The organism is Yersinia entomophaga (genome assembly GCF_001656035.1).
Taxonomy (GTDB): Bacteria; Pseudomonadota; Gammaproteobacteria; order Enterobacterales; family Enterobacteriaceae; genus Yersinia; species Yersinia entomophaga.
Genome location: NZ_CP010029.1, coordinates 1,086,753 through 1,106,100 on the forward strand (window position 1 = coordinate 1,086,753; position 19,348 = coordinate 1,106,100).

The following is a 19,348-nucleotide window of genomic DNA, read 5'->3' on the forward strand; positions in this document are numbered from 1 at the left end:
GCGTCCATTTGTGTTCTTATAATCTTAGCGGGTTTCTCGTCAAGCGTGAATAAACCTGCGATGGAATAAGATAACTACGAATTCCTATTTCCTGCGGACAAGTACTTGGCGGCTGAGCCGAAAGGTCTATAATGAGCCGGTTCTCAGCTTTGGAAGAATAGTTTCATGAGACGTAGTAAAAATGAAGTTGGCCGTTGGCGGATGCTTCGGCAAAATCAACGTCGGCGTAATCGCTGGTTGGAAGGGCAGTCTCGTCGTTATCGTCATATATATAGCGTGCGCCAGATTCACGTAAATCAGCATCGCCGGGCGTTGTTGTTTAGCGTGGCTTATGAGTGGCAGTAAATGACGAGAATAATAAGAACGGTCCCTTTGTGGGGCTGTTTTTATCTTGTTTTAATATATCTTACAAATAGACTCTGAGTATTTTGGCTTCATTTTTTTTGCGCGGAATCTAACCAGATGAAGTGGGTATAACAATATTTTTCCGATATTTCTTGAACGGATTTCACTTCTGAGCAAAGTCGCGTTAATATATATACATGGTCGCTTTGTGACTAGAGGTCAGTTTCAGGGGTGTTACTGAGCGATAGCATAAAGCGGCCGACCTTTCGGCGTAATATTTAGCCATTTATTCAAGTGTTCTTTCTTTATTAATTCTCGAATTATTTCCTGTATCATGCTGTTTTTTATGGATTTAATATCCAATGATGACGGATTCAATTGCGGTTTTATATCAATGAATGCTATCTGAAATATTTTAGAATTCACTATTCCTTTGTGCAAGATTAATCTGAAGGTTTAATGAAATGTCAATGTCCATATCAGCCTAAAAATAAATATTGCTACTCTTTTCTTGTGCCACGGACAATAAATCAGACAATTAACTTTTAGCCTAATCTGCTGGCAATCGTCTTCAATGCGTAGCCAAAAATAACGTTATCCTAGCTATTGTTATATGTTTTCACCTGTTCTATTGAGGGCGATCAAAGATGAATCAACCGCTTATAGTCTTAGACCCAAACCGTGTAAAGGGTTCTACAGATAAGTCCAGTTTAAAATCAGGTGTTAATTAAATAAAACAGAACCGGTACTAGAACGATTGACCGAAATCTCGTTTTCATGCGTGGAACGATAATAATAAAAATTAGTGAAGATACGACTATTGATCTGAAGCCGGATCCGGATAAACCCTCGACGCAACTTTAAAAATTGAGTTATTTCAAAGCCGTTACTGCGGTTATGCCGTGATCATCACAGATGTAATTATCAAATCGGTGGAGACTGGCTCTTCCATTTCAGCAGAGAGTGTATTTTCTATGTCTCGATATATTTTGGCTAAAACGGTTTTCTTTGGAAATTTGCAAAAGAGTGACGCGCTTTACAAGTATGAGATTTACAGCGATCGGGCTGAAACTGTGTTCCAAACCACTATTTATGCTGAACAGACTATGACTCAGGGGAAACACAGTTATAGTTTGTGGGTACGGAAAGATCATCGCATTTTGAAGGCTGCGCCTCACGATCTTGAACAGGCCGTCGATGCGTGCGAGGAACATTGGGAAAAAACCTACGCGAACCTTAAATAATCGCTGACATTTTGTTTTCACAAAAACACTGTTATTGGCAGACATTGTGGGCAGCTGCCAATAACGCCGGTTTGAGTGGAAACAACATCCAAGGATATCAATGCAATTACCGATTAAAACCTTAAGACTTCTGCTACGACGCTTTACTCCAGATGATTTCCCTTCTTATCAGGCCTATCACTCACTGGCGTCGGTTTATCGTTATCTCTATTGCGCTCCGGCGGATGATGCCACTCTTCGGGCAAATTTACTGCAGGCCACTGAATGCCGTTTTCAGGAACAGGGAGATACCTTAACCTTGGCCGTTGAACGTGTGGACACCGGCGAGCATATTGGCGAAGTATTGTTTAAACTGTCTAATAAACCGGCAGCTCAGGCTGAGGTTGGTTATATATTTAATCCAAAGTTTAGCGGGCAGGGCTTTGCCACTGAAGCGGTTCAGGCCATGTTGAATATCGGCTTTACCCAACATGGATGCCATCGTATTTTCGCTCGGTTGGATGCATTGAATATCGGCTCGATAAATGTGGTCGAGCGTTTGGGAATGCGCAAAGAAGCGCATCTGATACAAAACGACTGTTTTAACGGCGTATGGGGCGATGAACTTATTTATGCGCAGCTCAAACGTGAGTGGCTGGCTAATTCTGCCCGTCAGGATTAGGGGAAAGATATGCAGGCCGTGTTCGCTAGATCCTTACCAACTGTGTCGGTGCAATAATAAAGGAGGCTCGAATGTTAGATAATTACTTTGGCTCTGGGAATCTCCCAAGCGATCAGCAAAAACAACGGCTATTGGCGGTACAGGCTGCCTTAGAAATTATTAAACAATCGGTTGGTGCCAGCGAAGGGGCTGCTTATTCGCGCGTTAATGACGATATGAAGCACGCTGTCGAGTGGCTAGCGCCACTGGCCGATGCCATTCAACAAGCCTTGATTGTGAAGAAATAGTTTTATTCTAGGGTCTTATCAGAACAGCGGTTATCGATGAGACCCGGATTAGTATGAGGGGTATAACGCCAGGACTCACGTAAACGGGCTACAATGCTCTATTCTTCGTACGGTTAATCAGCAATACATGAATAATATTTAATTAGGATTTTATTGCGCGCTTTATTTAAGTAAGAAAAAGTTAATTAAATTGGTCTAATGAATTCACGGAGAGTAAGACTAAAACAGTTAATTTCCCACATATATTATATGGGCGAAAGAAATGACTTTTTAAAGCAGCTGCAGTCAATAGGCCACACAGTTAATCTGTCGATTTAATCCGCCGGTAAATTCAAATACTCATCAGAATACTTGTTTAAAAGGTTTTACAATCACCGATTGATAAACGCCGGCCGCCACATAGGGATCTTGTTCTGCCCAAGCTTGAGCTTCGGCCAGACTTTCAAATTCCGCAATAACCGTTGAACCGCTGAAACCCGCGGCGCCTGGGTCATGGCTGTCGATAGCAGGATGAGGGCCTGCGGTTAATAACCGCCCCTGATCCCGTAGGGTTTGCAAACGCGCTAAATGGGCAGGGCGAACGGACAAACGCTGTGCCAGAGAATCGGGTACATCGGTTGAGAAAATTAAATAAAGCATCGTATCACCTTAAAAATCAGACCGATAAATGAGTAATAATCGAATATTCATCTGACCATGTTCAGTGATTAAATTCAACCCGCGAACATAATTTTGGTTATTTGTTTTTACTCAACCGATAATGGCAGGTTATCAGTGCTGAAATAAAATGATAATTAACTGTCAACAGAAAGTTTTATCATTCTGAGATCGCAGCTAAAAACATCATTTAGTGCCGATTGAAGCAATTGTTTGCCATTGCTTATTGAATATGATTGCTATTTGCATTTAAACTTGGCGGCATCAGAGGATATTGAATCACTATGCAGCTAAAAAAACTTTTACCGGTTCGTCGGCTTACATGGCCAGTAGCATTTTCTCTCGGGTTGCACGGCAGCGTTATTGCTGCATTGCTTTATGTCTCCGTCGAGGAAATAAATAAACAACCTGAAATTGAAGATGCGCCGATTGCAGTGACGATGGTTAATATCGCCACATTTGCTGCTCCGCAGCCTGCGGCTGCCGAACCGGAAAGTCAGCCGGAGCCCGTAGTTGAGGAAACCCCGCCAGAACCTGAAGTTTTGCCAGAACCGGTACCGGTTCCTTTGCCTAAACCTGAGCCAGTGAAAAAGGAAGTGGTTAAGCCGAAACCCAAGCCTAAACCGGTGAAGAAAGAAGTGAAAAAACCGGACGTGAAGAAAATCGAGCAGCCGCCAACGGAATCGCTGTTTAAATCCGATGAACCGACCGCGGTGACCCAAGCGGCGCCGGTGAAATCTGCACCGCCAGCCTCGGTGCCTGGCTCGTCTAACACTGCTGGTCCTAAAGCGCTGAGTAAGGCAAAACCAACTTATCCGGCGCGCGCACTGGCGTTAGGCGTGGAAGGTTCGGTTAAAGTGCAATATGACATTGATGAAAATGGCCGCGTGACCAACGTGCGTATATTAGAAGCCACACCGCGTAATACTTTTGAACGGGAAGTTAAACAGGTGATGAGAAAATGGCGATTTGAGGCCGTAGCGGCAAAAAATTATGTTACCACCATTGTGTTCAAGATTGGCGGTGATATGGAAATGAACTGATTGGGTTATTTCCCATAAGTTCGTCCGGTTATACGTTTTTGCAGTGTCTATGTCAGTATCTATGTCGCCTTAAAAAGGGTCGCTTTGGCGACCCTTTTTAAGGGTAGAAACTGAAGCTAAAAAGCAGCGGGAAATGATTACTGCCCGGAGCCAACTTCAAAATTAATCTTTCCCGCGGGCAGTGGGCGAGATTTGCCTTCATCATCGACCGCCACGTAAGTAAATACCGCTTCGGTAGCGCGATAACGCTGACCAATAGGTTCTGATGAAACTTTCTTAACCCACACTTCGACATTCACTACGATGGAACTGCGGCCAGTTTTAATGCAACGAGCGTAGCAGCAAACTACGTCGCCTACGGCCACCGGCTTGAGGAAGGTCATGCCGTCCACTCGTACCGTCACCACTCGACCGTGAGCTATTTCCTTTGCCTGAATAGCGCCACCAATATCCATTTGCGACATCAGCCAGCCGCCAAAAATGTCGCCGTTCGCGTTGGTGTCGGCTGGCATTGCCAAGGTACGAAGTACCAATTCCCCGTTGGGTAAAAGTTGCTGAGTCATCTCTGTCTTCTTATAAAAAGTAAATTCATACAATAATGGCTCGCCCAGAACGGCGGGCGAGCATCAAATCAATCTTAGGATTTTTTTTGTTCTGTTGGCATATGGCGATAAATATACACGCCGCTTATCAGGGTAAAGACCAGCGTTAATGCGGTTAAACCGAATACTTTGAAGTTTACCCAGATATCCTGCGGCAACCAGAAAGCGACATAGATATTAGCCAGACCGCAGACCAGGAAAAACATCGCCCAGGCCAGATTGAGTCGCGACCATACGCTATCAGGCAGGGTTAACTCTTTGCCCAGCATGCGCTGAATCAAGGGTTTCTTCAGGATTAACTGGCTGATCAGCAAGGCACCGGCGAACAGAACGTAAATTACCGTGACTTTCCATTTAATAAACTGATCGCTATGGAAGGCCAAAGTCAGTGAACCAAATACCACAACCATGGCGGCGGTGACCAAGGTCATTTTCTCGACCTTGCGGTACATCACCCAACTTATAGCCAAAGCCAACAGCGTTGCGACGATGAGTGCGCCCGAGGCGACGAAAATGTCGTACATCTTATAAAAAATAAAGAAGACGACCAGCGGTAGGAAATCTAAAAGTTGCTTCATTAATCAATCCATTTTCTGTACATCAAGTGACTATACCGGATTCAGCGATGTGAGGGTACAGTGGGCAAACCGTTATTATCCCTAATTATCAGCCGGAATGCGCGGGCTGCCAGCGTTATTTGCAGAAACTTACGATTAACTTATCTGGTAGTTGCCAGTTGTCGTAGAACTCAGCATGATGGACTGAGACTATTGGTTTAGAGGTAGAGAAGAACAGATGCTGAGGAAATCGCTCCGTTATTGGATGCCGGGATTAACCCTGTTAATGGCCTACCAGCGCGAATGGCTAAAACCGGATATTCGTGCGGGTTTGTCGGTGGCTGCGGTGGCGTTGCCTATTGCCATCGCTTATGCCGAGTTAACCGGCGTGAGCGCGGCGGTGGGGCTATATTCCTGTATCTTACCGATGATTGCCTACGCCTTTTTCGGCTCTTCCAGGCAGTTAATTGTCGGGCCGGATGCGGCAACCTGTGCGGTGATCGCGGCAGTCGTAGCGCCGTTGGCGGCGGGAAACAAAGAGGTTCATTGGCAGTTAACCATAATGATGACGCTGATGATGGGGAGCTGGTGTCTGGTGGCTAGCCGGTTCAAGCTGGGCGCGCTGGCGGATTTGCTGTCGCGACCGATTCTGACCGGTTTGTTAAACGGCGTGGCAATTACCATTATTGTCGATCAGTTGGGCAAAGTGTTTGGTTTTATGACCCGGCCGCCACAGCTGATAGAGCGGGTGCTGGCGCTGCCGCACAATATTCTCAACAGTCATTTACCTACGCTGGCGATTTCTATCCTGACTTTCGCCATTCTATTCGGCGTGAAATGGGCGCGCCCCAACTGGCCTGCGCCGCTGCTGGCTATCGTAATCGCGACTTTTGTTACCTGGGCCGGCGGCTTACAGCAGTTTGGCGTGGAAGCGGTGGGCGGATTTAACGGCGGTTTGCCGATAGTTAGCTGGCCGGAATTCAAGCCGGGCTTGCTGCGCGATATGGTGATTCCGGCGCTTAACCTCGCGGTAGTCAGCTTTGTGAGTATGATGCTGACGGCGCGCAGCTTTGCTACCAAAAACGGTTACGAGGTCGATGCAGATGTTGAACTACGCGCTTTGGGCGTGACTAACATCGTTTCGGCGCTGTCGCAGGGCTTTGCCATCAGCGGAGCCAGCACCCGTACCGCAGTTAACGATGCCAACCACGGTAAGAGCCAATTGGTGTCGATTATTGCCGCGCTAGCTATTGCGTTGGTGCTATTTTTCCTCACCGCGCCGTTGCAGTTTATCCCAGTAGCTGCGCTGGGCGTGGTGTTGATCTACGCGGCTTGGTCACTACTGAGTTTCAAAGGCATCTGGCAACTGCGAAAAAGAAATACGCAGGCGTTCAGTCTGGCGATTTTTACCTTTGGCAGCGTAGTGCTGGTGGGCGTCATCGGCGGGATTGGGTTGGCGGTATTACTGGGGTTACTGCAGTTTTTACGTACCGTTTTCCGCCCGACGGAGCAACTGTTGGGGGTGAATTCAGAAGGCATGATTCACTCGATGGGTAACAATAACGGTATTAAAGCGGTGCCGGGGGTAATGATTTACCGTTTCAACTCGCCGTTAACCTATTTCAACGTAGCTTACTTTAAGCGCCGCATCCTTAACTTGGTGGACTCAACGCCACATCAGGCAGACTGGGTGGTGATCGACGCGGTTGCCAGTTTCACCTACGCCGATATCAGCGTGCTGGCGGCTATTGATGAGCTAAAACGAGACTTAAAACAGCGCAATGTCAAATTGGTATTGGCGGGGCGTCGCACTGAGTTAACGCGTTGGTTCCGCCTGAATCGCTTAAAAAGTCAGGATAACGATCTGATTTTAGTACCGGATTTGTATCTGGCACTCAAGCTGATTCAAAGTAAAAAACGGGTTGAGGAACGAACCGAAGCGGAGCAACTGGAAGGATCGTCCTAAATTAGTTGCCGAGCACAAAGTGACGCGGTCGAGGGCTGACCACCATGTTTCTTCCGCCTCGATTTGGCGGTTTCTTTTGTTGGTCATAACATTGGCAGTAAAAAAGGGCCTGAGCGGCCCTTTTAGGTTTCTATATGATGACGTTATGCTTTACGCAACAACATATATAAGCGGAACAGATAAACCAGCAGCAGTGCCGAGACCAGATTGCTCAGGGTGCTCAGTACCACGGTGGCAATGGCAGGTGGCAGCGCGGCAAGGTGGCCGGCCAGATAGAGCAAAATCAGCTTGGCTGCCAGCCACAACATTAACGCCGGAATCACCAAACGCACGTTAGCAAAGGCCAGTTTGGCACTGGCTTTCATTGCCGCAAATACGCCGATTTTTTCGTTGGCGACCATCACCGGAGCCAGACATACCGCGACCGCAATCACCACGCCCGGCACAATAAACAGCGCCAAACCCAGTTGAATCAGTAGGGTACAGATAAACAACAATAACAGCAGACGCGGCAGAATCGGCAAGGAAAGCCCCACCGCCTGCAATGCGCTGATTCGGCTGCCCTGTGAGACGGCAGAAATTAGCGTCAGCATTCCACCAACCAGCAGTAGATTACCGATCAGTGCGGAGAAGGTCGCCACCGCAGAGACTTTGAGCAACACCATTTGCTGTTCTGGCGTCATTTGCGACACCATTTCGCGAATTCCCATGGTGCTTGAAGAAGCGATATCCGTATCACCAGCATTCAAAATCAACAATTGGTCTGCATCAGGAATAAACGCCTGATTCAGCATGACGGTAATAAACGCAGTCAATAACGCCAATAACAGAATGGCGGCGAGCTGATTGCGAAAGAAATTAAAACTGTCACGGTACAGAGTGTTCGCCGTGATAGGCATGAAGGCTCCTTGGGATAATCGATAAAAATAACTTTCAGGGAAGGATTATACCCTGTTATGCGCGTTCTGTGACCCTGTGATCAACAGGCTACCTATTTCCTCGGCGGCCAATTGCTCAAATTCTTCAACAGGTAACGGCGGTAAGCCGTAATAGGCTCTGGCTCGATCGCAGGATTCATTGCGTTGGTTATTTTCACCAGAATAGGAAAATTCATGGCAGGGAGTGGGTCGATCCGGATAAATGCTACAGGCGACCTGTTGGCCGATGTCACCCTCTAGGGCGACGCAGCGCGGCGATTTGCAGTTAGTACCGCTCATGCAGCTAATAAAAGGGGTGATTTGCTCAGTCAGGTCATTGGGCACTGAGCCTTGTTCGCTGCCCGCTTCGGACCAATAGAAGGAAACACGAAAATAGGCGCAGCACGCGCCACAGCTAATGCAAGGGTTGATAACAGCGCTCATCTTGAACTCATTCGCTCCTGTATAAATAAAAAATATAGGACAGCCAACCGATCACGAATTCACACAACTGATAACGCCTGACAGCATTACCTACCTCCCCCTGAGGAATCAATGGTTATTTAACCAACAGCAATAAATGAACCATTCACCCCTTTCTTGATTCAGATCAATTCCAACGTTTTTAAGGAATTAAATAACCTTACGCAAAATGTTATTTTTTAAAACGACGTTAAAAGTTGTGATCCGGATTGGATCATAACTACGCATTTATAGGTATATTCTGCCTCACTATAAACCATACAAATGGAATGGATAATGAAAAAGGTATGTTTGTTATTACTGGCTGCGGCAACTCTGGCTCCGTCTTTGGCATCGGCTCATCAGGAAGGTGATTACATATTCCGTGCGGGTACGGCAACGGTACGACCAAATGCCGGTTCAGATGACGTATTGGGACAAGGTTCTTTCAGCGCTGACAACAATACCCAACTGGGCCTGACTTTCAGTTATCTGGTTACGGACAACATCGGGGTGGAATTACTGGCTGCGACGCCTTTCCGCCATAAAATTGGTTTGGGCGCGATGGGCAATATCGCTGAAGTCAAACAATTGCCGCCAACCTTGATGGCGCAATATTACTTTGGCGACAAACAGGACAAACTGCGTCCTTATTTAGGCGTAGGTCTGAACTACACCACTTTCTTTGATCAAAAATTCAATAATACCGGCAGCGAAGCAGGCCTGACGGATTTGAGCGTGAAAGATTCCTGGGGTATCGCCGGGCAGGCAGGTTTGGATTATATGGTCAGCGAAAACTGGATGCTGAACATGTCCGTTTGGTGGATGAATATTGAAACTGACGTGAAATTCAAAGCGGCGGGGCAAGAGCACACTATCAATACCCGTCTGGATCCTTGGGTATTCATGTTTGGCGCGGGTTACCGCTTCTAATTTATCTGAGCGATATGGCACAAAACAGAGGAGGCGCATTGAGCGCCTCCTTTTTCTTATATGACTTATAATGATTGACTAAGACGCGTATTAATTATCGAATTCTCATATCGTTTGCTACAGATTTGACACCGGGTACGGTGCGGGTAATCTGTACGGCGCGATCAGCTTGCTGGCTGGAGCTGACAAAACCGCTCAACTGTACCCGGCCTTTAAAGGTCTCAACGCTAATTTCAGTCGATTTTAGGTTCTTCTCACCCAGTAACGCGGTTTTTACTTTCGTGGTAATCACTGTGTCATCGACATAACCCCCGGTGCCTTCGGTTTTGGCCGTCGGAGCACAGGCGGATACGGCTAACGCCATTACGGCGGCAATACATAAGGCTGAAAGGGTTTTAAATAGCTTCATAAGTTACTCTCCATGTCCTGCCAATGTTAAAAGAACGTTCACTACAAAGTTAATAGCTGAAACTTTAATCGTGTTAAAGCGGTCATTGTGTTGAGAAGAAAATAATGTTGAACCAAAAATAACGACACATTCAGTACCATCAGCGACGCCGAAGTGATTCGGAATAGGGCAATTGATCGTTCGCATGTGCAGTTAAGTATTGATTATGAATAGTGATTGAGCAAATTAGTACGGGCAATTTGGTGTGGAAAGAGACTCATTAAACCTAAATAATGCCCGATCTGACGGATCGGGCATGCCGTATTAACGGCGAGTGGCGGCCTTCATTTTACTGACAAATCGAGATAGCTGCGCCAGCATTTCTGCCGGTTGCACTAAATTGTTTTCGATAATTTTCACGATGGCCGAACCGGAAATGGCACCCGCGGCACCGGCATCCAGCGAGGCTTTTACCTGTTCAGGATCGGAAATTCCGAATCCTTGCAGCGCCGGAGCCGCATGATATTCATGCAGTTTATCCACCAAATGATTGAGCGGTTGCTGCGCCCGATTTTCTGCGCCGGTGACGCCCGCGCGGGAAAGTAGGTAAGTGTAGCCGCGGCCGTGGGAAGAAATCTCCCGCAGCAGGTCATCGCTGGCGTTAGGCGGGCAGATGAAGATCGGCGCGATACCGTGGCGCAGAGCGGCGGCGCGGAAAGGGGCGGACTCTTCAAAAGGCACATCGGCGATTAATACCGAATCCACGCCGACTTCTGCGCAGCGTTGATAGAAGTTATCTATGCCTTTGTTGAAGACCAGATTGGCATACATCAGCAGGCCAATAGGAATATTCGGGTGTTTTTTGCGAATTTCCGCCAGCATTTCAAAACACTGGGTTGGGGTGACTCCGGCGGCAAAGGCTCGCAGGGCCGCATTTTGAATCGTTGGGCCATCGGCCAAAGGATCGGAAAAAGGAATGCCTAATTCAAGAGCATCGGCACCGGCGGCAATCAATGTATCAATGATCGCCAATGATTGGGTTGGCGATGGATCGCCCAGTTGCACAAAGGGAACGAATGCGCCTTCTTTACGTGCATCCAGTTGTTTGAAAAGTTGCTGATAGCGTTCCATCAAATTTCTCCCCGTGCTTTCAAAATATCGTGAACGGTGAAAATGTCTTTATCACCGCGGCCAGAGAGATTCACGACCAGAATCTGTTTTTTCTCTGGCGCGGCGTTAATCATTTTCAGGGCGTAGGCCAATGCGTGGGAGGATTCCAACGCCGGGATAATCCCTTCTTTACGAGAGAGAGCCTTAAAGGCTTCCAGCGCTTCATCGTCAGTGACGGAAACGTATTCCGCGCGGCCAATGCTGTTGAGATAAGCGTGCTGAGGCCCGACGGAAGGGAAGTCCAGACCGGCAGAGATAGAGTAAGATTCTTCGATCTGACCTTCGGAAGTCTGCATCATCGGTGATTTCATACCGAAGTAGATGCCAACGCGACCATGTTTTAACGGCGCGCCGTGCTGACCGCTTTCGATACCGTGACCGGCGGGTTCAACGCCGATCAGACCAACGTTTTCTTCATCGATAAAATCGGCAAACATACCGATGGCGTTGGAACCGCCGCCGATGCAGGCGAGAACGGCGTCGGGCAGACGGCCTTCGCGCGCCAGAATCTGCGCTTTGGTTTCTTCGCCAATCATGCGCTGGAATTCCCGGACGATAGTCGGGTAAGGGTGCGGGCCTGCGGCGGTGCCCAGCATATAGTGAGCCTTTTCGTAGCTGCCAGACCAATCGCGCAACGCCTCGTTGCAGGCGTCTTTTAGAGTAGAGGAGCCGCTGTGTACTGGAATCACTTCCGCACCCATCAGGCGCATACGGAAGACGTTCGGTGACTGACGCTCAATATCTTTGGCGCCCATATAAATGCGGCATTTCAGGCCCAACAGGGCGCAGGCCAGCGCCGACGCTACGCCGTGTTGACCGGCACCGGTTTCGGCGATGATTTCAGTTTTGCCCATGCGTTTGGCCAGCAAGGCTTGCCCCAATACCTGATTGGTTTTATGCGCACCGCCGTGCAGCAGGTCTTCGCGCTTCAAATACAGCTTGGTATTGGTGCCTTCGGTGAGATTCTGGCACAGGGTCAGGGCCGTTGGGCGACCGGCGTAATTTTTTAACAAATCATGGAATTGCGCCTGAAACTCAGGATCCAACTGGGCGCTGACAAAAGCCTCTTCCAGTTGTACCAATGCTGGCATCAGAATCTGCGGCACATACATACCGCCGAATTCACCAAAGTAGGGGTTAAGTCTGGTCATTATCCTGTCCGTTATTCGTAGGTTTATCGGGTTCACCCATAGCAAAGCTATTTTAATAAGCGCGTAAGGTCTGGAACGCAGCGGCAATCTTGTTCGGATCTTTGATTCCGGCTGCGCCAGCCACTTCTACGCCGGAGTTAAAATCCAGCCCGGCACAGCCAAGCGTAGCGGCAATGGCGCAGTTTTCGGCATTCAGGCCGCCTGCCAGCAGCACGTTATCCAACGGCTGTTGATTCAAAACTGACCAGTCAAAACGTTGGCCGCTGCCGCCCGCGCCGTTGTCTAGCACATAGCGATCCACAGAGGGGATATCGCGGGCGGGCAGGGAATTACCGACGCTAACCGCTTTCCAAATCTGGCAGCTTGCCGGTAACAATTCTCGCAGTTTCTGAATATAGTCCCGATCTTCGTTACCGTGTAACTGAATCGCCGCTAATGCCAGCGCTTCGACACTTTGCTGCACGGTTTCCAGCTTGGCGTCGCGGAATACGCCGACATATTTCAGCGGCGCGGCGCTGATGACGGCGCGGGCCTGTGCCATATCGATATAGCGAGGGGAACTGCCGACGAAAATCAATCCGCCGTACACTGCGCCAGCGCTATAGGCGGCTGCAGCGTCCTGCGGACGAGTAAGGCCGCAAACCTTGTTTTCCCCGAGCAACACCCGACGCACTGCGGCATTCAGGTTTGGTTCTGACATCAAAGCGCTGCCGATCAGGAAACCGTTAGCAAATTGGCTCAGTTCCCGCACTTGTTGATAGGTATTGATACCGGATTCGCTGATTACCGTGACGCCGGCTGGCAGACGTGGAGCCAGCTGTTTGGTGCGATTCAGGTCGATAGACAGGTCGCGCAGGTCGCGGTTGTTGATACCCACCACTTTGGCTCCCAGTTTAATTGCTCGCTCCAGCTCTTCTTCATTACTGGCTTCGGTCAGTACGCCCATATTCAGGCTGTGAGCGACGGCGGCTAGCTCCCGATAGCGTTTGTCGTCCAATACCGATAGCATCAGCAATACGGCATCGGCTTGATAAAAACGCGCCAGAAGAATTTGATATTCTTCGATAATAAAATCTTTGCACAGCACCGGCTGAGTGACCGCAGCGCTGACCAGAGGCAGAAAATCAAAGCTGCCTTGAAAATATTTTTCATCGGTCAGCACTGAAATGGCCGAAGCATAGTTGGCGTAAACCCCGGCGATCTCCGCCGGATCGAAATTCTCGCGAATAACCCCTTTGGAGGGGGACGCTTTTTTGCATTCCAGGATAAAAACGGTGTTATCCCCTTGCAATGCCTGATAGAAACTGCGCTGACTTGGCGTCACCAGATGTTGGAAACTGGACAGCGGCTGATGTAGCTTGCGTGCGGCGACCCAGATTTCTTTGTCGCGAACAATTTTGTGAAGTATCGTTTCTTGCATGATCTATCCTCTCGCTGCCAGTGCGATAACTCGCTCAAAAGCTTTGCCGCTATGAATTATTTCCATAGCCTGATGTGCGTTTTGACGTAAATTCTCCTGCCCGTTTAATTTCAGCAACAGCGCCACGTTAGCCGCTACCGCCGCCGCGTGGGCAGGTTCGCCTTTACCTTGTAACAACCTCGCCAGAATGTCACGATTTTCTTCCGGTGAGCCGCCCTGTAAGGACGCCATCGGATAGGTTGATAAACCAAAGTCTTTCGGCGTCAGTTGATAGGTTTGGATCTTACCGTTTTTCAGTTCCGCTACCTGAGTGGGTGCGTGGATAGCCACTTCATCCATTCCTCCACCGTGAACCACTGCCGCACGTTGGTAACCCAGCACTCGCAGTGTTTCGGCAATCGGCAACACCAATTCCGGGCTGTATACCCCGATTAACGCCAGCGGTGGGCGCGCCGGATTTATCAACGGGCCCAGCACGTTAAACAGGGTGCGGGTTTTCAGCTGTTGGCGTACCGGCATCGCGTGGCGAAAACCGGTGTGATACTGCGGTGCGAACAGGAAACAAATCCCTAATTCATCCAGCGCCTGACGAGATTGCTCGGCGGTCAAATCCAAACGAATGCCGAAGGCTGCCAGCAAATCTGAAGATCCAGAACGGCTAGACACGCTGCGGTTGCCGTGTTTGGCTACTTTCATCCCGCAGCTAGCAGCCACAAAGGCGCTGGCCGTGGAGATATTAATGCTGTTAGTGCCGTCGCCGCCTGTGCCGACGATATCGGCAAAGGCGTAATCCGGGCGAGGGAATGGCTGCGCGTCGGCCAAGAGCGCCTGTGCTGCCCCGGCGATCTCTGCCGGCGTTTCCCCCCGAACTTTCATACTGATTAAAGTCGCCGCCAGTTGGCTAGGCTCCAGCTCGCCTCGCACGATGGCGGTAAATAATTGCTGGCTTTCCTGCTGAGTCAGTGGCTCGGCGCGGAACAGTTTTTCAAATAAATTATGCATGATGAGTTCCTGAAAAGTTACGCCAAAGCCCAGGCCAGAGTTTGCTCGAGTAAACGAGCGCCCTGAGTGGTCAAAATGGATTCCGGATGGAACTGGTAGCCGCAAACCCGGTGAGCATCGTGACGAACCGCCATTACCATTTGGTTAAAATGCGCGTTAACCGTCAGTTCGGCGGGAATATTGCTGCCGACCAGCGAGTGGTAGCGGGCGACCGGCAGTGGATTCGGCATACCGGCGAACATACCTTGTTCATCGTGCTCAATCGTCGAGGCTTTACCGTGCAGGATTTCTCCCGCCTGACCTACGTAGCCGCCGTAGGCTTCCACAATGGCCTGATGTCCCAAACAAATCCCGATAATGGGAAGTTGACCGCGTAGGCGCTGCAATAATTCCGGCATACAACCTGCTTGCGCTGGCGTACCGGGGCCGGGTGACAGCACCAGCACCGGCTGAGACATCTGTTGCAAGCGCTCGGTAATGGTGTCGGCGGCGATCTGGTTGCGGTAAATCACCACTTTATGACCGCTGGCGCGTAGCTGATCCACCAGGTTGTAGGTAAAGGAGTCAATGTTGTCGAGCAGTAAAATATCGGCCATTAGAAAATCTCCTTTGCCTGATGAGCGGTCGCGATAGCGCGCAATACCGCTCGCGCTTTGTTACGGGTTTCATCGGCTTCGGCCTGCGGGATGGAATCCAGAACGACACCTGCACCGGCCTGTACCGTCGCTACGCCGTCTTCGACATAAGCCGAGCGAATAACAATGCAGGTATCCAAATCACCGTGCGCGGTCAAGTAACCGACTGCTCCGCCATAGCTGCCGCGTCGTGTGCCTTCGCTTTGAGCAATAAGCTGCATGGCGCGAACTTTGGGGGCGCCGCTTAAGGTGCCCATATTCATACAGGCCTGATAAGCATGGAGAACGTCCAAATCGTGTCGTAGCGCGCCGACAACGCGGGAAACCAGATGCATCACGAAGGAATAGCGGTCTACTTTGGTTAAATCCGCTACGTAACGGCTGCCTGGCTCGCAAATTCGCGCCAAATCGTTGCGTGCCAAATCCACCAGCATCAGATGCTCCGCCAGCTCTTTATGGTCGGTACGCATTTCCAGCTCGATGCGGCTGTCCAGATCTCGGTCCAGCTCGCCGTTGGCTCGACGCCCGCGCGGGCGGGTTCCAGCAATGGGGTAAATTTCGATCTGGCGATTGTCCGCGTCGTATTTCAAGGCGCTTTCTGGCGATGCGCCGAACAGAGTAAATTCGTTGTCCTGCATAAAGAACATGTAAGGGCTGGGATTGCTGTCTTTTAGCGTTTGATAGGCAGCCAGCGGCGACGGACAAGGCAGGGAGAAGCGGCGCGAAGGCACCACCTGGAAAATTTCTCCGGCGCGAATCGCCTGCTGCAAGCCGCTGACTACCTGACAGTATTCCTCGTCGGACTGATTGCAGTTCAGTGCCATTTCCGGCACGGACACCGCTGGAATCGGCTGCGGAACCTGCTGCATTTGTTGCACCAATTGCTTCAGGCGTTGCTGTAAACGGTATTGTTCCTCTGTATCTGGCGTGAACAGACTGGCTTGTAAACGGGCGGTGCGGTTCTGGTGATCCAGTACCAGCAAAGTTTCTGCCAGATAGAAACAAAAATCCGGGCAGCGTTGCTCCTGACGCAGTGGCGGCAGGTCTTCAAATCCGGCGACCAAATCGTAGGCAAACAGACCGCCTAACAGCATGGCTTCGCGTTCGTCGGCCGGTGTTTCTACCAGCGTTAATAACTGGCGCAACGCGTCAAACACTGACAGCGCCTGTAGGCGGGAATCTTCGTCCTGCATATCGTTGATCGGCGGGAAGGTGAGCTCGCGGCCGATAGGACGCTCTTCGATTTTTACTTGCTCGGGCAATGCTGCATCCAGCAGTGGCAGCAGCGCCGCGCCGTTGCGACTCAGTGCCTGAATGCTGACCTGACGACCTAACGCGGTGATGCGCAGCGCACTATCAACTACCAGCAAGCTTTTCAGATTTTGCTTGCTGGTTATCTCGGCGGATTCCAGCAGCAACGTTGCCGGGCGAGCGCCACACAGCTGGTGGAAAAGGGCGGTTGGGTCGTCCCTATAACAGGCTTCAGCCGTGAGTAGTTTTAATGTGGGGCGTACTGTTTGCATTGATTTAACCCTGATTCTGTCCATAAAAAAGCCCGCGAATGAGCGGGCTGAAGCAATCTGCATGGTCTGATGACTGATATGCGTGATTACACCGCCCGAAAAAGGGAGCTATGCCACCAACGAAGTAGAGAAGTCATATAGTTGTTCATCATCAGTCTCTTTATGATTGCATTCAGTTTATGGGGCTGGATCAGCTTACCGCTGTCCTCAACTAGCGTTTTTTTCGCTACTTTACTTCAACTTATTACCGTTCTGGCTGACCGCTTTGTACCGAGAATACTCTTCGATGGTACTTTGCTATTACTCAACCGAATTATTCGCTCTGCCAGTGAACTCGTGTACTAGTAAACTAGTTCTAGGGGTTGCTGTCAACCCCTCGATCTTGTTTTTTAACGCGCTTTTTCATCCACCCGCATCGCCTTTGTCAAGATTGGTTAACATCTGCAGCGGGTTAGCGGTTATGATAGGCCGCCCAGACTGATTCGGATCCTAGCTTTGACTGACACCACAATTGAACCGACCGCTTTTACCCTGTATGACCTCCATAGCCATACCACTGCCTCCGATGGGTTATTAACGCCCTCGCAATTGGTGGCGCGTGCGGCATCAATGCGCGTGGGGGTATTGGCCATAACCGACCATGACACCACCGCCGGACTGGCCGAGGCGGCGCAGGCTATAGATGAGCAAGGGTTAGCGCTACGGTTGATTAACGGGGTGGAAATCTCAACGCTGTGGGAAAATCATGAAATTCATATTGTTGGGCTGAATATCGATATCAGCCATCCAGCGATTTGCGGTTTGCTGCAACAGCAGTCAGATCATCGCCATCAGCGAGCGATGGAAATCAGCGCCCGTCTGGAGAAAGCACGTATTCCTGATGCTTGGGCAGGGGCGAACCGACTGGCCAGCGGCGGGCAGGTGACGCGCGGCCATTTTGCTCGTTATCTGGTGGAACTGGGATTCGCGTCGAACGTCGGCCAGGTATTTAAAAAATTTCTGGCGAAAGGCAAGACCGGTTATGTCCCGGCGCAGTGGTGTACAATAGAACAAGCGGTTGAAGCCATTCATCAGTCTGGCGGACAGGCGGTAATGGCGCACCCTGGCCGTTATGATCTTTCCACCAAATGGTTGAAACGGTTGTTGGCTTATTTCGCCGAGCAAGGCGGAGACGCAATGGAAGTCGCTCAGTGCCAGCAGGCACCGCACGAGCGAGCCCAGTTGGCGCAGTATGCGCGTGACTATCATTTACTTGCATCCCAGGGGTCTGATTTTCATCAGCCTTGTTCCTGGATTGAGCTGGGCCGCAAACTGTGGCTGCCCGCTGGGGTGGAACCGGTGTGGCGTGATTGGCCCGTAGAAGCCAGCCATACCGAAGACACGTTGAACGATGAGGTAGAGTTATGAGTCAATTTTTTTATATTCACCCGGATAACCCACAGCCGCGTTTAATTAATCAGAGCGTAGACGTGTTACGCAAAGGCGGTGTGATTGTTTATCCAACGGATTCTGGCTACGCGCTGGGCTGTCGTCTGGAAGAAAAAGCGGCGATGGAGCGTATTTGTCGGATTCGTCAGCTCGATGGTAACCATAACTTCACTCTGGTTTGCCGCGATCTCTCGGAATTGTCTACCTACGCCTACGTAGATAACACCGCTTTCCGTTTGATCAAAAACAATACACCGGGTAACTATACCTTTATTTTAAAAGCGACCAAGGAAGTGCCTCGGCGCCTGATGAATGACAAACGTAAAACGATAGGACTGCGCGTGCCGTCTAACCCTATTGCGTTGGCGCTGCTGGACGTATTGGGTGAGCCGCTGATGTCCACGACGCTTATGCTGCCGGGGAATGATTTTGCCGAATCCGATCCGGAAGAGATTCGCGATCATTTAGGTAAACAGGTTGATTTGGTGATTCACGGTGGATCCCTTGGCCAGCAGCCAACCACGGTTGTCGATCTGACCGAATCTGCGCCGGAAGTGATTCGTGAAGGGGCTGGCGACGCCCGACCTTTCCGATAATTTTCCTGAAACGGTCATATTTATCGGGTTTGGCGTTTGTCCAGACCCGATAATGTCTCATATTTTTTCCCTAAACTGGCCGTCTTCTGGCCACCAAACGTCGCTACTTTTCTCATTCCGCCTCTATCCTGAGCAAATGCTCACGCAGAAAAGGCGTTATTTTGCCCATTGCTGTGGTGGCTGATGCCGGCAGAGACGAATGTGCTCTGCAACGGTGAGATTTATTAGAATCATTGGGCAGAAAATTAGTGTAAAATAACCGACCACGGACTGGCTTGTGTGGCTGCCTATAGGGCGGATTTATCGACATGCTTAGTTCTAAAATGTATTCCAATCAGTTGGTTAGACTCATTTCGGGGTA

At 49.9% G+C, this 19,348-nt stretch carries 19 protein-coding genes, 1 pseudogene and 1 other annotated feature; of the genes and pseudogenes, 9 read left to right on the plus strand and 11 right to left on the minus strand.

Annotation, left to right across the window (positions count from 1 at the left end):
- Positions 1–165: 165 nt before the first annotated feature.
- The 4 genes from PL78_RS04885 to PL78_RS04905 all read left to right on the plus strand — a co-directional run bounded on the left by PL78_RS04885 (position 166) and on the right by PL78_RS04905 (position 2,537).
- Positions 166–345: a YciY family protein gene (locus PL78_RS04885; RefSeq protein WP_038242532.1), complete on the plus strand. Its 180-nt coding sequence runs from the start codon at positions 166–168 to the stop codon at positions 343–345.
- A gap of 974 nt (positions 346–1,319) precedes the next feature.
- On the plus strand, positions 1,320–1,589 hold the full coding sequence (locus tag PL78_RS04895; RefSeq protein WP_064513611.1) for a hypothetical protein: 270 nt from the start codon (positions 1,320–1,322) through the stop codon (positions 1,587–1,589).
- Between the two features lie 100 nt (positions 1,590–1,689).
- Entirely contained in the window at positions 1,690–2,250 is a 561-nt protein-coding gene (locus PL78_RS04900; protein ID WP_064513613.1) for a GNAT family N-acetyltransferase, read from the plus strand.
- Positions 2,251–2,321: 71 nt separating this feature from the next.
- Entirely contained in the window at positions 2,322–2,537 is a 216-nt protein-coding gene (locus PL78_RS04905; protein ID WP_064513615.1) for a hypothetical protein, read from the plus strand.
- Between the two features lie 342 nt (positions 2,538–2,879).
- Here PL78_RS04905 and PL78_RS04910 read toward each other — a convergent pair whose 3' ends face one another.
- Positions 2,880–3,176, minus strand: coding sequence for a YciI family protein (locus PL78_RS04910; RefSeq protein WP_064513617.1), 297 nt, complete (start codon positions 3,174–3,176; stop codon positions 2,880–2,882).
- 302 nt (positions 3,177–3,478) lie between these two features.
- Between PL78_RS04910 and PL78_RS04915 the strand changes: the two genes are divergently transcribed.
- The gene (locus tag PL78_RS04915; protein ID WP_064513619.1) at positions 3,479–4,237 is read left to right on the plus strand and encodes an energy transducer TonB; all 759 of its coding nucleotides are present in this window, start codon (positions 3,479–3,481) and stop codon (positions 4,235–4,237) included.
- Between the two features lie 137 nt (positions 4,238–4,374).
- On the opposite strand, the gene yciA is transcribed toward PL78_RS04915, so the two are convergent.
- Positions 4,375–4,800, minus strand: coding sequence for an acyl-CoA thioester hydrolase YciA (yciA, locus tag PL78_RS04920; RefSeq protein ID WP_049598221.1), 426 nt, complete (start codon positions 4,798–4,800; stop codon positions 4,375–4,377).
- Positions 4,801–4,874: 74 nt separating this feature from the next.
- A complete protein-coding gene (locus PL78_RS04925) occupies positions 4,875–5,417 on the minus strand; it encodes a septation protein A (protein WP_064513621.1) in 543 nt (180 codons plus the stop codon).
- A 217-nt stretch (positions 5,418–5,634) separates the two neighbouring features.
- Between PL78_RS04925 and PL78_RS04930 the strand changes: the two genes are divergently transcribed.
- Positions 5,635–7,362 carry a SulP family inorganic anion transporter gene (locus PL78_RS04930; RefSeq protein ID WP_064513623.1) on the plus strand — a complete coding sequence of 576 codons (1,728 nt, stop codon included), beginning with the start codon at positions 5,635–5,637 and terminating at the stop codon, positions 7,360–7,362.
- A gap of 143 nt (positions 7,363–7,505) precedes the next feature.
- On the opposite strand, the gene PL78_RS04935 is transcribed toward PL78_RS04930, so the two are convergent.
- Positions 7,506–8,261, minus strand: coding sequence for a YciC family protein (locus tag PL78_RS04935; protein ID WP_064513625.1), 756 nt, complete (start codon positions 8,259–8,261; stop codon positions 7,506–7,508).
- Between the two features lie 45 nt (positions 8,262–8,306).
- On the minus strand, positions 8,307–8,723 hold the full coding sequence (locus PL78_RS04940; RefSeq protein WP_064513627.1) for a YkgJ family cysteine cluster protein: 417 nt from the start codon (positions 8,721–8,723) through the stop codon (positions 8,307–8,309).
- A 315-nt stretch (positions 8,724–9,038) separates the two neighbouring features.
- Here PL78_RS04940 and ompW point away from each other — a divergent pair, with 315 nt between their 5' ends.
- Positions 9,039–9,674, plus strand: coding sequence for an outer membrane protein OmpW (gene ompW, locus PL78_RS04945; RefSeq protein WP_120805458.1), 636 nt, complete (start codon positions 9,039–9,041; stop codon positions 9,672–9,674).
- A 94-nt stretch (positions 9,675–9,768) separates the two neighbouring features.
- Here the strand turns inward: ompW and PL78_RS04950 are convergent, their stop codons facing one another.
- From PL78_RS04950 to PL78_RS04980, 6 genes and pseudogenes are all read right to left on the minus strand, one after another.
- The gene (locus PL78_RS04950; RefSeq protein WP_064513631.1) at positions 9,769–10,083 is read right to left on the minus strand and encodes a BON domain-containing protein; all 315 of its coding nucleotides are present in this window, start codon (positions 10,081–10,083) and stop codon (positions 9,769–9,771) included.
- Positions 10,084–10,386: 303 nt separating this feature from the next.
- Positions 10,387–11,193 (minus strand): tryptophan synthase subunit alpha, encoded by an 807-nt coding sequence (trpA, locus tag PL78_RS04955; RefSeq protein WP_064513633.1) that lies wholly within the window; start codon positions 11,191–11,193, stop codon positions 10,387–10,389.
- Positions 11,193–12,386 carry a tryptophan synthase subunit beta gene (gene trpB, locus PL78_RS04960; protein ID WP_179207936.1) on the minus strand — a complete coding sequence of 398 codons (1,194 nt, stop codon included), beginning with the start codon at positions 12,384–12,386 and terminating at the stop codon, positions 11,193–11,195. Before trpB ends, trpA begins: the two co-directional genes overlap by 1 nt.
- Positions 12,387–12,435: 49 nt before the next feature.
- A complete protein-coding gene (trpCF, locus tag PL78_RS04965; RefSeq protein ID WP_064513637.1) occupies positions 12,436–13,803 on the minus strand; it encodes a bifunctional indole-3-glycerol-phosphate synthase TrpC/phosphoribosylanthranilate isomerase TrpF in 1,368 nt (455 codons plus the stop codon).
- A gap of 3 nt (positions 13,804–13,806) precedes the next feature.
- Positions 13,807–15,401 (minus strand): annotated as a pseudogene (gene trpD, locus PL78_RS20745) (bifunctional anthranilate synthase glutamate amidotransferase component TrpG/anthranilate phosphoribosyltransferase TrpD).
- Positions 15,401–16,963, minus strand: a complete 1,563-nt coding sequence (locus PL78_RS04980; protein ID WP_064513643.1) for an anthranilate synthase component 1 — start codon at positions 16,961–16,963, stop codon at positions 15,401–15,403. Before PL78_RS04980 ends, trpD begins: the two are co-directional and overlap by 1 nt.
- 22 nt (positions 16,964–16,985) lie before the next feature.
- Positions 16,986–17,088: a sequence feature (Trp leader region), on the minus strand.
- A gap of 361 nt (positions 17,089–17,449) precedes the next feature.
- On the opposite strand from PL78_RS04980, the gene rnm reads away from it, so the two are divergent.
- Both rnm and PL78_RS04990 read left to right on the plus strand, forming a co-directional pair.
- Positions 17,450–18,370 (plus strand): RNase RNM, encoded by a 921-nt coding sequence (rnm, locus tag PL78_RS04985; RefSeq protein WP_371112905.1) that lies wholly within the window; start codon positions 17,450–17,452, stop codon positions 18,368–18,370.
- The gene (locus PL78_RS04990) at positions 18,367–18,987 is read left to right on the plus strand and encodes an L-threonylcarbamoyladenylate synthase (RefSeq protein WP_064513647.1); all 621 of its coding nucleotides are present in this window, start codon (positions 18,367–18,369) and stop codon (positions 18,985–18,987) included. The genes rnm and PL78_RS04990 overlap by 4 nt, the downstream gene beginning before the upstream one ends.
- Positions 18,988–19,348: the final 361 nt, after the last annotated feature.

What these genes read in the sequence shown, in the direction of transcription:
- PL78_RS04885 (WP_038242532.1), top strand. Translation starts at nt 166, where the DNA reads ATGAGACGTAGTAAAAATGAAGTTGGCCGTTGGCGGATGCTTCGGCAA.
- PL78_RS04895 (WP_064513611.1), top strand. Translation starts at nt 1,320, where the DNA reads ATGTCTCGATATATTTTGGCTAAAACGGTTTTCTTTGGAAATTTGCAA.
- PL78_RS04900 (WP_064513613.1), top strand. Translation starts at nt 1,690, where the DNA reads ATGCAATTACCGATTAAAACCTTAAGACTTCTGCTACGACGCTTTACT.
- PL78_RS04905 (WP_064513615.1), top strand. Translation starts at nt 2,322, where the DNA reads ATGTTAGATAATTACTTTGGCTCTGGGAATCTCCCAAGCGATCAGCAA.
- PL78_RS04910 (WP_064513617.1), bottom strand. Translation starts at nt 3,176, where the DNA reads ATGCTTTATTTAATTTTCTCAACCGATGTACCCGATTCTCTGGCACAG.
- PL78_RS04915 (WP_064513619.1), top strand. Translation starts at nt 3,479, where the DNA reads ATGCAGCTAAAAAAACTTTTACCGGTTCGTCGGCTTACATGGCCAGTA.
- yciA (WP_049598221.1), bottom strand. Translation starts at nt 4,800, where the DNA reads ATGACTCAGCAACTTTTACCCAACGGGGAATTGGTACTTCGTACCTTG.
- PL78_RS04925 (WP_064513621.1), bottom strand. Translation starts at nt 5,417, where the DNA reads ATGAAGCAACTTTTAGATTTCCTACCGCTGGTCGTCTTCTTTATTTTT.
- PL78_RS04930 (WP_064513623.1), top strand. Translation starts at nt 5,635, where the DNA reads ATGCTGAGGAAATCGCTCCGTTATTGGATGCCGGGATTAACCCTGTTA.
- PL78_RS04935 (WP_064513625.1), bottom strand. Translation starts at nt 8,261, where the DNA reads ATGCCTATCACGGCGAACACTCTGTACCGTGACAGTTTTAATTTCTTT.
- PL78_RS04940 (WP_064513627.1), bottom strand. Translation starts at nt 8,723, where the DNA reads ATGAGCGCTGTTATCAACCCTTGCATTAGCTGTGGCGCGTGCTGCGCC.
- ompW (WP_120805458.1), top strand. Translation starts at nt 9,039, where the DNA reads ATGAAAAAGGTATGTTTGTTATTACTGGCTGCGGCAACTCTGGCTCCG.
- PL78_RS04950 (WP_064513631.1), bottom strand. Translation starts at nt 10,083, where the DNA reads ATGAAGCTATTTAAAACCCTTTCAGCCTTATGTATTGCCGCCGTAATG.
- trpA (WP_064513633.1), bottom strand. Translation starts at nt 11,193, where the DNA reads ATGGAACGCTATCAGCAACTTTTCAAACAACTGGATGCACGTAAAGAA.
- trpCF (WP_064513637.1), bottom strand. Translation starts at nt 13,803, where the DNA reads ATGCAAGAAACGATACTTCACAAAATTGTTCGCGACAAAGAAATCTGG.
- PL78_RS04980 (WP_064513643.1), bottom strand. Translation starts at nt 16,963, where the DNA reads ATGCAAACAGTACGCCCCACATTAAAACTACTCACGGCTGAAGCCTGT.
- PL78_RS04990 (WP_064513647.1), top strand. Translation starts at nt 18,367, where the DNA reads ATGAGTCAATTTTTTTATATTCACCCGGATAACCCACAGCCGCGTTTA.